Genomic DNA, 15030 nt, shown 5'->3' on the forward strand with positions numbered 1-15030 from the left:
CTGCAAGTGAATGCCCGCATTTTTTCGCCTTCGTCATCTTGAGAGCAAATACAGAACATACTACCCTGCCTCTATGTCCATTCCTGCCGCCCTTCACGCCGCACGCAGCCCGCAGGCCACCGCCTGCCTGCCGCTTCTGCCAGAGGCGGACCGGCACGGTGTGGGCCACGGGCTGGCCCGGGGGCGCGTGCACGAACTGTGTGGACCGGCCCGGCATCGCATGGCCCTCTGGCTTGCGGCCCAGACCACCGGCGCGGTGCTGTGGATCGCCCCCGACTGGGGCGTGGATGTGCTGAACCCTTGCGGGATCATGCCGTTTATCGACCCTGCGCGCCTGATCCTCGTACAGCCCAAACGGGCCGAGGATGCATTGTGGAGCATGGAGGAAGTGCTGCGCGCGGGCACGGTCACCCTCGTTGTGGCCGACCTGCCCGGCCTGCCTGCCCTGACGCCCGTCCGGCGGATGCACCTGGCCGCCGAAGCGGGTGGGAAAAAGGGCGGCCCCGCACCTCTGGGCCTGCTCCTGACCCCCGGCATGGGCGGCGCGCAAGGGGTGGAAAGCCGCTGGCACCTCAGCCCCGATCATCGCGCCCGCCCCGGCGCATGGCTGCTGACCCGGCTGCGCGCCCGCATGGCACCAGAGCAAAGCTGGCAGGTGGCCCGCGTCCCGGATCAGCCCCTGCCGCGGATCACCCAATCCATCAAGGCCGCGTGACATCACGCATACGTGTGGACCGACTAAAACCGTTCCTGCCGTGTTACCTCTTTACACACGCGCCAAAGGAGCCGCCCCATGCACCGCCGCCACCTTCTTGCCATCGGCCTCGCCGCACTGGCCCGACCCACATTTGCCGCCCCCACACCCTACCGTCTGGGTCCAAACGGCGCCACCATCACCTACCTATTCACGCTGAACGGCGGGCAGGTAAAAGGCACCGTACCCGTGGGCCGCGCCGATCTGAGAATTGATCCGGACAACCTTGCCGCTTCGACCGCAGACGTGACCGCCGACATCCGGCGCGCGCGCACCGGGCTGATCTTTGCCACCGAGGCGCTCAAATCCGAATCCGTGCTGAACGCCGCCCGGTTCCCGCAAGCCCGCTTTACCTCGACCCGCGTGACGCTTGGTGCAGGCGGGCGTATCTCGGACGGTGCCACGATCGACGGCGACCTGACCCTGCGCGGGGTCACACGGCCTGTCCGCTTTGCCGCCGAACTTTACCGCAAACGCGGCAGCGCAGCCGGTGACCTCAGCGCGCTTGACGTGCGCCTGCAAGGTCGGATCAACCGCAGCGACTTTGGCGCAACGGGCTATGCCGACCTTGTCGACGACAGCGTTGGCATCGACATCCGCGCCGATATCGTGGCGGGTTGACCCGCACCGGGGGGCACGCACCATGCAAGGGGTCAAAAACGACGTGGCCCCGTCGACTATCCGCTAGGCACCCGACCGAAAAAGGCGCATGGATGCGCACAATATGCGCCTCCTCATTTCCTTTGCCGCCCTGTTCCTTTCCGTCATCCTGATGCAGCTCAGCTCCGGCGCGCTCGGGCCTCTGGACGCGCTGTCCGGGCTGGCGCTCGACTTTTCCCGGCAAGAGATCGGTATTCTCGGTTCTGCCCACTTCCTCGGCTTCTTTATCGGGTGCTGGTGGGCACCGCGCCTGATGGGCAGCGTCGGGCATTCGCGCGCCTTTGCGGCCTTTACGGCGACGGGCGCGATTGGCCTGCTTGCCCATATGCTGATCGTCGATGCCTATGCATGGGCGGTGATGCGTGTGGCTTCCGGCCTGTGCGTGGCGGGCTGTTACACCGTGGTGGAGGCATGGTTGCAGGCCAAGGTCAGCAACGAAACACGCGGACGGACGATGGGGGTTTACCGGGTCGTGGATATGGGCGCGTCGCTCGCTGCGCAGCTATTCATTGGCGTGCTCGAACCGGCCAGCTATGTCAGCTACAACCTGCTGGCCATCATCTGCTGCGCCGCACTTCTGCCATTGACCCTCACCACCGTGCGCCAACCCGAAACGCCCGACGCGCCCCGCCTGCGTCCCGGCCTTGCCGCGCGCCGGTCTCCTCTTGCGGCGGCAGGAGTGGTGGTTGCAGCCCTGTCCAGCGCATCCTTCCGGATGGTCGGCCCCGTCTACGGACAGGAGGTCGGACTGACCACGGGGCAGATCGCGTGGTTTCTGGCGGCCTTCGTGCTGGGGGGCGCGCTTGCGCAATACCCAATCGGCTGGCTGGCGGACAAACATGATCGCCGCTGGGTCCTGATCTGGCTGTCAGGTGCCGCAATGCTCAGCTGTGGCGTCACGGTTGTCGCCGCAGGTCTGGGGACGGCGGGCATCATGCTGGCCGCCGGGTTCTTTGGCCTCACGACCTTTCCGATTTATTCGGTGGCCGCCGCCCATGCCCACGATTTTGCCGACAGTTCGGAACGGGTCGAACTGTCTGCGGCCCTGATGTTCTATTTCGCTCTGGGTGCCATTGCGGCGCCCTTCACCGCCTCTGCCCTGATCGACGCCTTTGGGCCGCCGGCGCTGTTTGCGATGATCGCCGTGGGCCATGCGGGCCTCATCGTCTTTGGCCTCGCCCGGATGCGCGCCCGCGCCACTCCGGACAAGCGCACCCGCTATGTCTATGCGCCGCGCACGTCGTTCCTGATCGGCAGGCTCACCGGTCGCACGCGCGAGCGCGACTAGAGGGGCCTTCCCCCGCCCTGCCCGCGCTGCTAGACCGGCGCAAATCCCAGCCGGACGAGACCATGCAGCGCCACCTCATCACCTCCGCCATTCCCTACATCAATGGCATCAAGCACCTTGGAAACCTCGTGGGCAGTCAGTTGCCCGCCGACCTCTATGCGCGGTTCCAGCGCGCGCGCGGCAACGAGGTGCTGTTTTTGTGCGCGACCGACGAACACGGCACGCCGGCCGAACTGGCTGCGGCCAAGGCAGGCCAGCCTGTGGCTGAATACTGCGCCGAGATGCACGCGGTTCAGTCCGAACTGGCGCGCGGCTTCCGTTTGTCTTTCGACCATTTCGGTCGTTCCTCTTCGCCCCAGAACCACGCGCTGACCCAGCATTTCGCGGGCCGCCTGGCCGATGCAGGCCTGATCCGCGAAGTGTCGGAACGGCAGGTCTATTCCAATGCAGACGGGCGGTTTCTGCCCGATCGTTACATCGAGGGCACCTGCCCGAATTGCGGCTACGACCGTGCGCGCGGCGACCAGTGCGAAAACTGCACCAAGCAACTGGACCCGACCGACCTGATTGATGCGCGCAGCGCGATCTCTGGCTCCACCGACCTCGAAGTGCGCGAGACCAAGCATCTTTACCTGCGCCAATCCGAACTCAAGGACGATCTGGACGCGTGGATCGACAGCAAGGCGGATTGGCCCATCCTGACAACGTCGATTGCCAAAAAATGGCTGCATGACGGCGACGGGTTGCAGGATCGCGGAATCACCCGCGACCTTGACTGGGGCATTCCCGTGCGCCGCGGCGACGCCGAGTGGCCCGGTATGGAGGGCAAGGTATTCTATGTCTGGTTCGACGCCCCTATCGAATACATCGCCTGCGCCGGCGAGTGGGCCGACGCGCAGGGTGGCGCTGACTGGGAACGCTGGTGGCGCACCGACAAAGGTGCCGACGATGTCCGCTACACGCAATTCATGGGCAAGGACAACGTGCCCTTCCACACGCTCAGTTTTCCGGCGACTTTGTTGGGATCAGGTGAGCCTTGGAAGATGGTCGATCACCTCAAGTCCTTCAATTATCTGAATTATGATGGTGGTCAATTCTCCACCAGCCAAGGCCGTGGCGTGTTCATGAACCAAGCGTTGAACATCCTGCCCGCCGACTACTGGCGCTGGTGGCTGTTGTCGAATTGCCCCGAAACATCGGACAGCGAATTCACTTGGGAGCTGTTTCAACAAGGGGTGAACAAGGATTTGGCGGATGTGCTGGGCAATTTTGTCAGCCGGGTGACCAAGTTCTGCCGTTCCAAATTTGGTGAGGTGGTGCCGGACGGCGGTGTCTTTGGCCCGCTGGAACAAGACCTGATCGCCGAGCTGGACAAGCGGCTCGCGGCCTACACCACACATATGGAAAATATGGAGGTACGCAAATCGGCGCAGGAATTGCGGGCGATCTGGGTTGCAGGCAACGAATACCTGCAAGCAGCCGCGCCGTGGGCCACCATCAAGGAAGACGAAGCGCAAGCGGCGATGCAGATCCGTTTGGGCCTGAACCTCATTGGTCTTTACGCGGCTCTGTCGGCGCCCTTCCTGCCCGACACCGCGGACACGCTTGCGGCGACGATGGGCGTTGAGGTGTCAAAATGGCCTGAGAGCATCGCAAAGGCGCTGAACGCACTGGCACCGGGACACACCTTTCAAGTTCCGGACAACCTGTTTGCCAAAATCGACGACGCGGCACGCGCCACGTGGGAAGCGCAGTTTTCCGGCGCTGCGTAACACGATAGGCGGGCGTTGCCGTCACGCGCAAAACGGCAAGTCCTGGCATGGGACTGTGTTCTCGCAAGAGCGCTGCGCACACGGTTCTGCCCGCCCATTCGCGCCTTCGTGCGCTCTACGTCCCTGTTAAATCGACCGCATTCTTGTACGTGGGCCAGTTCCCTTGGCACCCTCAGGGGTGAGCCTGATACTGGTTCCGTGCGCTGAACCGGGATCGCATGTCTTGCATCGCGTGTCGGAGTGTCAGAATTCCTCCCACCCGGTCGTGTCGATTTGCGCTGCATCATCCAACGCAATCGCCGCTGACCCTGCAACCGACGCCGCAACCGGCGCAGGTGGCGCCACCACCTTTGGCTTCGGCATGTCGACCACATGACCGTGACCCAGTGAAAAACGTGCAACGGCCGCGCTCAACGCGTCCGCTTCGGACATCAAGGCATGGCTGGCGGCTGTCGTTTCTTCGAACATCGCGGCGTTCTGTTGGGTCACCTGATCCAGTTCGTTCATCGCCACGTTTATCTCATTGAGACCGGTAGACTGCTGGCGTGCCGAAGTTGCAATCTCTGCCACCCGCGAAGAGATGTCCGACACCGACGTCACGATGGAGGCAAGCGCCGCGCCGGTCTGGTCGACAAGGTCGACCCCCTGCTGCACATGCTCGCTGGATGTGGAAATCAACGTGTTGATCTCCCGCGCCGCTTCGGATGACCGTTGCGCAAGGGCGCGCACTTCGGTCGCCACGACGGCAAAGCCGCGGCCCGCTTCGCCCGCGCGCGCCGCCTCAACGCCGGCGTTCAGCGCCAATAGGTTGGTCTGGAACGCAATATCGTCGATCACCGATGTGATTTTTGAAATTTCATTGGATGAGTTCTTGATACTGTCCATGGCCGTCACGGCTTTGCGCGCGATCTCCCCGCCGTCTTCGGCGTTGGTCTGCGCATTTTCGGACATTTGGCTGGCCGCATCTGCACCTTCTGCCGCAGACTTGACCGATGTCGTCAGCTCATCCAGAGCCGCTGCCGTTTGCTCCAGCGTGGCCGCCTGTTTTTCCGTGCGGCGCGAAAGATCGTCGGCAGCGCTGGTGATTTCGCCCGTTTCACTGCGGATGGAGATGACATTTTGCGTGACCGCACCAACCGCGTCCCTCAATCCGGCAACGGCAGAGTTAAAATCAAGCCGCAAGGCCTCGTACTCCGTTGGGAATTCATCGCTGATGGTCACCGTCAAATCCCCGGATGACAGGTTCTGCAACCCCGCCCCCAGCGCGTCGACCACCTGTTTCTGATCCGTCGCGGTCTGCGCGTGCAGGTCTTGTGCCTTGCGAATTTTCACTTCTGTTTCGGTGACGTCGGAAGCTAGCAGGATCACACGTTCCAGATGACCATCCTCACCGCGCACGTAGATAAATCCGCCATCGACGACCACGGGCGTCCCATCACGCCCGATCATGTCAAATTTGCCGTGCAATTGTGCCCCCGCGCGCGTTTGGGCGGCAATGTCATCGCGGGTGACATTGCCCGATTGCTGCGCATCGAAAAGCGTTTCGATACACACACCGCTCAGCGCTTGCGCGTCCAGCCCAAGCCTCGCGGCCGCCAGCGCATTCACAGCCGTGACCTCACCCGTGTTGTCAAATTCGATACGCAGCTGATTGACGTCGATGCCGTCCATCAGGGCGGCATTGCGTTGCGATACTGTCCGATCGCTCCATTCGACCACCGCACCGATTGTGCGGCCCTCGGGGTCGCAAGCCTTGTTGATCTTGATCCGAATGTGCTGCGCACCAAGGCGGGCCGTCACTGTGCAGGGGTCGGGCAACTCATCCGCGCATTCGCAACCGGCAATGGCCTGAGCGACATCAGTTTGTGCGCCAAGAAACGCGCCCCTTACCTGAGCAGGATCGAGACCGGGCCACGTCGCGACAAGTTCGTCGCGCACGGTTTCGAGAAATGTCTGACAAGCCGGATTGATGTACTGAACCACCAAAGCCTCATCCACCATCATCATCGGCGCGCTCGATCCTTCGTAGGCCGCGCTCTTGAATGCACTTTCACGTTGCGCCCCTTTTGCCTTGGCCAATGCTGCGCGAAAGGCCTCCAGTTGGTCCGCCATTTGGCCGATCTCGTCCACGCGATGCGCATGAGGGATCTCGGCCTGATAATCCTTGGCCGCGACCCGCCGCATCGCATCGCCCAGAGCCCCCAGAGGGCGTGACATCGCATACCATAAAAACAGCGACATTAAGACCAGCGCGCCGATCAGGATCGTCATGCCCGCCAAAAGCTGATCGCCTTCGCTCGCCTTCAGCTCTGCCAGTCTTATTGCGTCTGTCCAGACGGTTGCGACCACGCCTGCAACCGCGTCACCATCCCCGAACAGAGACGGAGATACGACAATCAATCCATCTTCGGACATGGCGCGCGCGCCCGTTTCGAACACGCGGGCGGCCAGTGCAAGCACGCTATCGCCAACCTCTTCCAACCCTTCGGTGGTGTATAGAACGGTGCCCGTTTCGCTGATCACGTAAGCACCGCGCACGTCTTCGCCTGCGGTGTCGATGGTCCCGCCGGTAATATCGGTGATAGCGCGTTCGTTTCCGAACTTGATCGATCCCCCCATCTGGAGCGCCAGCAGATCGGTCACGTCCACCGCCCGCGCCGACAGGGCGTCACGCACAAGGTTCCGGCTGTGCGCATTGTTGATCGTGACAACCGCGGCGACCACCGCAATTGCTGCCAGCCCGGCAATCAACGTGGTCTTGACCAGCAGACTGTTCAGCTTGTTCGCCATACGACGCACATTCAAAAATACGTTCATGTTTACACCCTTGAAAGCGACACTGCGCATCGCATCGTGACCGACGGAAACCGCGCGTCATGTCATAGGCCGGGTGTCTTACTTCTGGATTAATCGGCGTGGCGTTTGCTGACGCACCATCGCAAAGTGGCAAATTCCATCGCGCCATGCCGTCGCGCAGGTGAGGGGAAAAACCAGAACCTGCACGGCCTCAAACAACCGCGGGCGACAGGCCAATATAAAATGGTGCGGGCGGTGGGACTCGAACCCACACGGGCGTCAGCCCTTCGGATTTTAAGTCCGATATGTCTACCATTCCATCACGCCCGCGCCGCCCCCTTGTTAGGCAAAGCGACGCGCCCTCACAAGCGGACTTTCTACAGATCCTGCCCCTGCGGTCCCAGCGGCGCGCCATCCGCCACCAAAGCACGTTCCGACAGCCACGGGTTGTTCTCAAGCGCTGCGAGCATCTGCGTGCGCGCGGCATCGGTTTTTCCCATGTTCATCAGGGTCAAAGCCCGCCCCGACTGCGCGCCCACATGATCCGGCACAAGCGCAAGCGCGGCGTCCAGATCGACCAGTGCCGCCGGATAATCCGCGTTGAGAAAATGCACAAAGGCGCGCTGATTGTACCCTTCGGCATAGGTCGGGCAATAGTCGACCAGCGTGTCGAAACTGCGCAACGCGCCGACAAAATCAAACTCACCACGTTGCCGCATTCCGCGGTCCAGAACCTCTTGCGCCGCGGCATCCGGCGCGTCGAGCCACAGGGCCCACATTTCGCCGGACAGGGTCCGGCCTGTGGCCTCATCCGGGGCGGCGCGCGCCTGATCAAATAATGTGGACAATTCGACGGAATGGTCTGGCGGTGCGGGGCACGTCTCGGCCCATAGAGGCGAGGCAAGAAACGGAAGCAGCAGTAGGTAACGCATGTGCAAATAGTGAAGCCTTCGCCTCTCAGGTCAAGTCATCCGTGCCGATGTCGGGCAACATCACCTCTTTGACCGCCTCCATCGCGACAAAGGTCGAGGTCGCATCGACATAAGGCAGGTTCGAAATCACCTCACCCAATACATGCCGATAGTCAGCCATATTGCGGGTGCGCACCTTGAGGAGATAATCGTAGCGGCCCGCGATCATGTGCGCCTGTTCCACCTGCGGCACACCACGCACCGCCGCGTTAAATGCCTCCAGCGCTGCCTCGCGCGTTTCGCTCAGCCGCACCTCGACAAAGGCGACGTGATCCAACCCCAGCCGGATCGGGTCCAAGAGCGCCCGGTATCCTTTGATGACCCCTTGGGTCTCCAGCCGTTTGAGCCGTGCCTGCGTTGGCGATTTCGACAGCCCAATGCGCACGGCGAGGTCCGTGATGCTGATCCGCGCATCCTGCGCGAGTGCTACGAGAATCGCGTTATCGAGCCGGTCAAGGCGGGGCTTGCCATTGTCACCGCGCATTCTGACAATTTCAGAGGATTCGCTGGCCATTTGCTCCACTTTCAGTGAATTGCACTTCGAAATCTCTGCTACGCTGCGCGAACCGACTTGAAAAGAGCAGATGATGATTGCAATCGACCAGCACAGCTATGCCGCCCCCAAAGACTGCCTGCCGGCCCTGATCGAAATGGCCGATCTGACGGCGGAGGACAGGCGCGCCATCCACACGGCTGCGACACAGATGGTCGAGGCCGTGCGCGGTGTTGCGGCCCCCGGCGTGATGGAGGTGTTTCTGGCCGAATATGGTCTGTCCACCGATGAGGGTGTAGCCCTGATGTGTCTGGCCGAGGCGCTGTTGCGCGTGCCCGATGCGGACACGATCGACGCGCTGATCGAGGACAAGATCGCGCCATCCGATTGGGGGCGTCATCTGGGTCGGTCCACCTCAAGCCTTGTGAACGCATCGACATGGGCGCTCATGCTGACGGGGCGCGTGCTGGACGAAGGGCCAACAGGCCCGGTCAGCCACCTGCGCGGCGCGATCAAACGACTGGGCGAGCCGGTGATCCGCACCGCCGTGTCACGCGCAATGAAAGAGATGGGCCGCCAGTTTGTGCTGGGCGAGGATATCGGCAAGGCCATGACCCGTGCGGCCGGTATGGAACGCAAAGGCTACACCTACTCCTACGACATGCTGGGCGAAGCCGCCCTGACCGAAGCGGACGCCCGCGCCTACCACCTCAGCTACAGTCAGGCGATTTCGGCCATTGCCAGCGCCTGCACCCATGACGATATCCGCGAGAACCCCGGCATCTCGGTCAAGCTGTCCGCGCTGTTTGCACGCTACGAACGGGCGCAAGAGGCGCAGGTCATGGATCAACTGGTGCCACGCCTGACCGCGCTGGCATTGCTCGCAAAATCGGCAGGCATGGGCCTGAACGTGGATGCCGAAGAGGCGGATCGGTTGTCCCTGTCGCTGCAAGTGATCGAGGAAGTGCTGGCCAATCCGGCACTGGCGGGATGGGATGGGTTTGGCGTGGTTGTGCAAGCCTATGGCCAGCGCGCGCCGCATGTGATCGACGCGCTTTACGACATGGCCAGACGTTATGATCGGCGTCTGATGGTCCGGCTGGTCAAAGGCGCCTATTGGGACACCGAGATTAAGCAGGCGCAAGTCACCGGCGTCGCCGGATTCCCGGTGTTCACGCAAAAAGCGGCGACAGACGTGTCCTATATCGCCAACGCGCGCAAATTGCTGGCCTGTTCCGACCGCATCTACCCGCAATTCGCCACGCACAATGCCCACACGGTCGCAGCCATTCTTCATATGGCCAAAGATGAACGGTTCGAATTTCAGCGCCTGCACGGTATGGGTGAGGCGCTGCATGACATCGTCCGCGAGGGCCATAACGCGCGCTGCCGCATTTATGCGCCCGTCGGCGCGCACAAGGACTTGCTGGCCTACCTCGTCCGGCGCTTGCTGGAAAACGGTGCCAATTCCAGCTTTGTGAACCAGATCGTGGACACGGACGTGCCCGCCGCCGAAGTTGTCGCCGACCCGTTTGACGCCCTTGATGACCCACAACCGCACCTGCCTGATGGCCCGGCCCTGTTCCTGCCCGACCGGCGCAACGCCACCGGTTTCGACCTGAGCCACACACCAACGCTGGAACGTATCGAGGCGGCGCGCGCGCCCTATGCACATCATCGTTGGAGTGCGGCGCCGTTGACCGTTCAGCCGGAGCGCGGCACCGCCCGCGACATCCACAACCCCGCCGACCACGCCGATCACGTCGGCACAGTGACAGAAGCATCACCAGAGGCCGCCGCACGCGCCTATGCCGAAGCCAGCCCCTGGACGCCCTCCGCTGCGCATCGAACACACATCCTCAACGCAGCCGCCGATCTATACGAGGCGGGATTTGGCGAAATCTTTGCCCTGTTGGCGCGCGAGGCGGGCAAATCACTGCCCGACGCCGTGGCCGAGTTGCGCGAAGCGGTGGATTTCCTGCGATACTACGCCCGCGCCGCCGAAGATCGCCCTGCTTTGGGCACAGTGCTTTGTATTTCGCCGTGGAACTTCCCGCTTGCCATCTTTACCGGCCAGATTGCTGCGGCCCTCGCTGCGGGCAATGCGGTGGTTGCAAAACCTGCGGAACAGACACCTCTGATCGCATCCCTAGCCGTAGGTCTGTTGCACAAGGCGGGCGTGCCAGTTGCTGCCCTGCAATTGCTGCCCGGCGGCGGCACGCTGGGGGCGGCGCTGACAGCCGCCGCACCCGCTGGCGTGGCCTTTACCGGCTCGACCGCCACCGCCTTGCGCATTCGCACCAGCCTTGCGCTGCACGGCACGCCCGGTACACCGCTCATTGCAGAAACCGGCGGTATTAACGCCATGATCGTTGACAGCACCGCCCTGCCCGAACAGGCCGTGCGCAGCGTCATCGAAAGCGCTTTTCAATCTGCGGGCCAGCGCTGCTCTGCGCTGCGCTGTCTCTATGTTCAGCAGGATATAGAACCTGCTTTTATCGAAATGCTGACCGGCGCGATGGATGCGCTTGTCGTCGATGCCCCATGGGCGCTGTCCACCGATGTGGGCCCCGTGATCGACGCAGCCGCGCAGGATCGGATCATGGCGCATATCGCCACCGCCCGCGCCGAAGCGCGCGTGCTGCACCAGTTGCCTAGTCCGGCGCAGGGCACGTTCGTGCCGCCGACACTGATCCGCGTGCGCGGAATTGCCGACTTGGAGACGGAAATCTTTGGCCCGGTCCTGCACATTGCCCGTTTTGCCGCCGCCGAGATCGACGCCGTGGTCGACGCCATCAACGCCACGGGCTATGGCCTGACCTTTGGCCTGCACACCCGCATTGATGACCGGGTCGAGGCGGTGACCCAGCGCATCCGGGCCGGCAACATCTATGTCAACCGCAACCAGATCGGCGCTGTGGTCGGCAGCCAGCCCTTTGGCGGCATGGGGCTGTCGGGAACGGGACCAAAGGCGGGCGGGCCAGATTACGTGCCGCGTTTCTATGCGCGCGGAGCATCCCGCAACGCACCGGGACCGGTGCACCTGCCCGGCCCGACAGGTGAGGCAAACACGCTGCACCATCGACCCAAACCCGCCCTCCTCTGTGCGGGACCGGGCTCGGACGCGATTGCGGAACAGATGGCCAGCGTGCACGGCTTGGGCGGGGCCGCGATCCGGGCCAAAGACAGCTTCGACCCGGATACATTGCGCAGCGGCCCGGACCTGGGCGGTGTTTTGTGGTGGGGCGACGCACCAACAGCGCAAAAAATCGACCGTGCCCTCGCCGCGCGCACAGGGCCCATTGTGCCGTTGATCACCGGGGCTCCGACCCACGCGGATGTGCTTGTAGAATGGCATCTGTGCGTGGATACGACCGCAGCGGGCGGCAATGCCGCCCTCTTGGGCCAATTCGGCTGAACGCGGCGCTTTGCGCGGTGGGAGGGTGATCCAGAACCTGCCTCGTTTTCCCGCCCGCCCTTGACCTGAGCGCGGCAGAGCTTCAACTGTGCGGACATGTTTCCAATACGCGACCACAATCCGTCCGGCAGAACCCCCTATGTCACCTGGACGCTCATGGCGATCAACATCGCTGTCTTTCTGAGCTATGTGGGCCTGTTCAGCGATCCGCGTGCGCTCAATGGCTTTTTCTTTGAATATGCCGCGATCCCGGCCCGCATCTCATATGGTGACGGGCTGGAGACGTTGCTGACGTCGATGTTCCTGCATGGCGGCTGGATGCACCTGATCGGTAACATGCTGTTTCTGTTTATCTTTGGCGACAATGTTGAGGATGAGATGGGGCATGTGAATTATCTGGGCTTTTACCTCGGCGCTGGCGTGGTTGCGGGATTGATCCATGTCGCCTCGGCGCCCTACTCGACCGTGCCCACGGTGGGCGCATCCGGTGCGATCGCGGGCGTCATGGGCGGCTATCTGCTGCTGTATCCAAAGGCGCGCGTGGACATCCTGCTGATCCTGATCGTCATCTTCCGCATCTTCCCGATCCCGGCATGGATCATGCTGGGCGTCTGGTTTGCCATGCAGTTCTTTGGTGGGATTGGCGCGAACCCGGATGAAGGCGGTGTGGCGTACTGGGCCCATGCGGGCGGGTTTATCGCAGGTGTCGTGCTGACCCTGCCGCTTTGGCTGAAACGGGGCGGGCCCGCCTTCTGGCAGCGCACCGACGGCCATCCCCCGCACCCCGAAGCGGTGTACACCAGATCACGTATCCCACGGGTGCGGCGCTGAGCCGGACGGCCGACTGCGTTGCTAACCGACCCTCCGGGGGGGATTTTTGGGGGACAGAGACGGGGACGCGTTTCGCGTTCTGCGTCTTGAGCAATGCAGGCGTCAGCCGCGGACCGCTTTGGCCAGTGGTGCAAACAATCCTTCGTTGGCGCAGATCATCTCACCATCTTCGAGCGGGTTTGCCCCGCCGGTGATCGGTTCAACCAAACCGCCGGCCTCGCGGACGATCAAAAGACCCGCAGCAACATCCCAAGCGTTCACGCGCCGTTCCCAATATCCATCATACCGGCCCGCGGCCACGTAAGCGAGATCAAGCGCCGCCGCCCCAAACCGCCGCACACCGGCACAGGCTGGCAAAACTCGCGCCAATTCTTGCAACGTGTCCGGCAGGTCAGCGCGACCGCCAAAGGGTAAGCCAGTTGCAAACAACGCCTCGATCATCTTGCTGCGCCCGGACACCCGCAAGCGGCTGTCGTTCATCCATGCGCCCGCGCCTTTTTCGGCAAAGAACATTTCGTCCTTGGTGGGGTCGTAGATCACGCCAGCCACGATCTGCCCCTTGTGTTCAAGGGCAATGGATACGGCCCAATGCGGCAACCCGTGCAGGAAATTGGTGGTCCCATCGAGCGGGTCGACAATCCAGCGCCGCGTGGGATCTTCGCCGTCTTCCGCATCGCTTTCTTCGGCCAGCCACCCATAGGTCGGCCGCGCCGTGCGCAGCTCTTCGCGCAGGATCTCTTCCGCTGCAAGATCCGCCTTGGATACGAAATCACCCGCGCCTTTCATTGACACCTGAAGGTTTTCGACCTCGCGAAAATCCTTGGACAACGACCGGCCCGCCTTGCGCGCCGCCTTGAGCATGATGTTGAGATTGGCGCTGCCTTGCATGGCTCAGGCTCCGTGCGGGTTGGGGATCAGAGGCGCGCTATACGCCCCCGCGCCGACCTCCGCAAGCGCCGCATGACCGACCAGCACAGACATCCCGCAAAGGCACAGCGGTGCGTGGGTCGGTGGGTGGGCGCATTTGTCCGCGCCAGCGGGCAAACAGTCCCGCCCGCCGACCCTCACGCCGCCTGCAGTTTCCGCGCTTCGATCCGCGCCAGTTCGATCAGTTTCTGCATATACGGTTTATCCCGATCACCACTGCGCACCGCCGCATAAAGCCGCCGAGTCAGTCCGTCCCGCGTCAGCGGGCGGGTCACGTAGTCACTTGAATACTTGACCTCACGCACCACCCAATCGGGCAGCACCGATACCCCCCGGTTCGACGCGACCAGCAACAGGATCACGGCCGTCAACTCTGCCTGCCGCACGGATGCAGGCTCGACCTTGGCCGGGATCAACAACTGGCTGAACACATCCAGACGCGTGCGCTCCACCGGGTAGGTGATCAGGGTCTGGTCCCGGAAATCCGCAGCCTCCACAAATGGTTTCTGCGCCAGCGGATGCGTGCTGGCGGCCACAAAGACCGGCGCGTAATCAAAGAGTTCGATGAACTCAATCCCCGGCAGGTCCTCCGGATCCGAGGACACGACCAAATCAACATCCTCTTTCATCAACGCAGGCAGCGCGTCAAAGGCGAGGCCCGGGCGTATGTCCACGTCCACATCCGGCCACGTGCGCCGAAACACCTCCAGCACCGGGAACAGCCACTCGAAACAGGCGTGGCATTCGATCGCGATATGCAGACGCCCCGACGATCCATCCCGCAACGCGCTGAATTCGGACTGCAACGCCTCGATCTGCGGCAGCACCTGTTCGGCCAGCCGCAGCAACCGGAACCCCGCCGCCGACAGCCGCAGCGGTTTCGAGCGGCGCACAAAAAGTTCGACCCCCGCCTGATCCTCCAGCCCCTTGATCTGATGGCTCAGTGCGGACTGGGTGATGTGCAACTGATCTGCCGCCCGCGCCAGCCCGCCAGCATCGTGGATGGCCTTGATCGACCGCAGGTGGCGAAACTCGATATGCATACGCGCCTCATGTTCATCTTGAGAGTTATGAATTTGCTTCATGATAGACGGCGCGCCATAACCGATGCAACCCACGA

Annotated in this window: 11 protein-coding genes and 1 tRNA gene; 6 read left to right on the forward strand and 6 right to left on the reverse strand. The window is 62.8% G+C overall.

The window, feature by feature from the left end; all coding sequences use genetic code 11:
- The first annotated feature begins 73 nt into the window (after nt 1-73).
- The 4 genes from Q1A85_RS15300 to metG all read left to right on the forward strand — a co-directional run bounded on the left by Q1A85_RS15300 (nt 74) and on the right by metG (nt 4474).
- The gene (locus Q1A85_RS15300; RefSeq protein ID WP_299691151.1) at nt 74-715 is read left to right on the forward strand and encodes a hypothetical protein; all 642 of its coding nucleotides are present in this window, start codon (nt 74-76) and stop codon (nt 713-715) included.
- A 78-nt stretch (nt 716-793) separates the two neighbouring features.
- Complete coding sequence (locus Q1A85_RS15305) at nt 794-1375, forward strand: YceI family protein (RefSeq protein WP_299691154.1); 582 nt, start codon at nt 794-796, stop codon at nt 1373-1375.
- A gap of 103 nt (nt 1376-1478) precedes the next feature.
- Complete coding sequence (locus Q1A85_RS15310; RefSeq protein WP_299691157.1) at nt 1479-2702, forward strand: MFS transporter; 1224 nt, start codon at nt 1479-1481, stop codon at nt 2700-2702.
- Nucleotides 2703-2764: 62 nt separating this feature from the next.
- Nucleotides 2765-4474, forward strand: coding sequence for a methionine--tRNA ligase (gene metG / locus Q1A85_RS15315; RefSeq protein ID WP_299691159.1), 1710 nt, complete (start codon nt 2765-2767; stop codon nt 4472-4474).
- A gap of 243 nt (nt 4475-4717) precedes the next feature.
- Here the strand turns inward: metG and Q1A85_RS15320 are convergent, their stop codons facing one another.
- The 4 genes from Q1A85_RS15320 to Q1A85_RS15335 form a co-directional block, all read right to left on the reverse strand.
- Nucleotides 4718-7291 carry a methyl-accepting chemotaxis protein gene (locus Q1A85_RS15320; RefSeq protein ID WP_299691161.1) on the reverse strand — a complete coding sequence of 858 codons (2574 nt, stop codon included), beginning with the start codon at nt 7289-7291 and terminating at the stop codon, nt 4718-4720.
- 223 nt (nt 7292-7514) lie between these two features.
- Nucleotides 7515-7600: transfer RNA gene (locus Q1A85_RS15325), tRNA-Leu, on the reverse strand.
- 47 nt (nt 7601-7647) lie between these two features.
- The gene (locus tag Q1A85_RS15330) at nt 7648-8202 is read right to left on the reverse strand and encodes a hypothetical protein (protein ID WP_299691164.1); all 555 of its coding nucleotides are present in this window, start codon (nt 8200-8202) and stop codon (nt 7648-7650) included.
- Nucleotides 8203-8227: 25 nt separating this feature from the next.
- Entirely contained in the window at nt 8228-8725 is a 498-nt protein-coding gene (locus tag Q1A85_RS15335) for an Lrp/AsnC ligand binding domain-containing protein (protein ID WP_299691167.1), read from the reverse strand.
- Nucleotides 8726-8825: 100 nt separating this feature from the next.
- On the opposite strand from Q1A85_RS15335, the gene putA reads away from it, so the two are divergent.
- On the forward strand, nt 8826-12152 hold the full coding sequence (gene putA, locus Q1A85_RS15340; RefSeq protein ID WP_299691170.1) for a bifunctional proline dehydrogenase/L-glutamate gamma-semialdehyde dehydrogenase PutA: 3327 nt from the start codon (nt 8826-8828) through the stop codon (nt 12150-12152).
- Nucleotides 12153-12248: 96 nt separating this feature from the next.
- Nucleotides 12249-12983 carry a rhomboid family intramembrane serine protease gene (locus tag Q1A85_RS15345; RefSeq protein WP_299691173.1) on the forward strand — a complete coding sequence of 245 codons (735 nt, stop codon included), beginning with the start codon at nt 12249-12251 and terminating at the stop codon, nt 12981-12983.
- Between the two features lie 102 nt (nt 12984-13085).
- Here the strand turns inward: Q1A85_RS15345 and Q1A85_RS15350 are convergent, their stop codons facing one another.
- Nucleotides 13086-13871 carry an inositol monophosphatase family protein gene (locus Q1A85_RS15350; protein ID WP_299691176.1) on the reverse strand — a complete coding sequence of 262 codons (786 nt, stop codon included), beginning with the start codon at nt 13869-13871 and terminating at the stop codon, nt 13086-13088.
- A gap of 176 nt (nt 13872-14047) precedes the next feature.
- Nucleotides 14048-14953 carry a LysR family transcriptional regulator gene (locus tag Q1A85_RS15355; RefSeq protein ID WP_299691469.1) on the reverse strand — a complete coding sequence of 302 codons (906 nt, stop codon included), beginning with the start codon at nt 14951-14953 and terminating at the stop codon, nt 14048-14050.
- Nucleotides 14954-15030: the final 77 nt, after the last annotated feature.

The sequence above is a fragment of the uncultured Tateyamaria sp. genome, assembly GCF_947503385.1.
Classification (GTDB): domain Bacteria; phylum Pseudomonadota; class Alphaproteobacteria; order Rhodobacterales; family Rhodobacteraceae; genus Tateyamaria.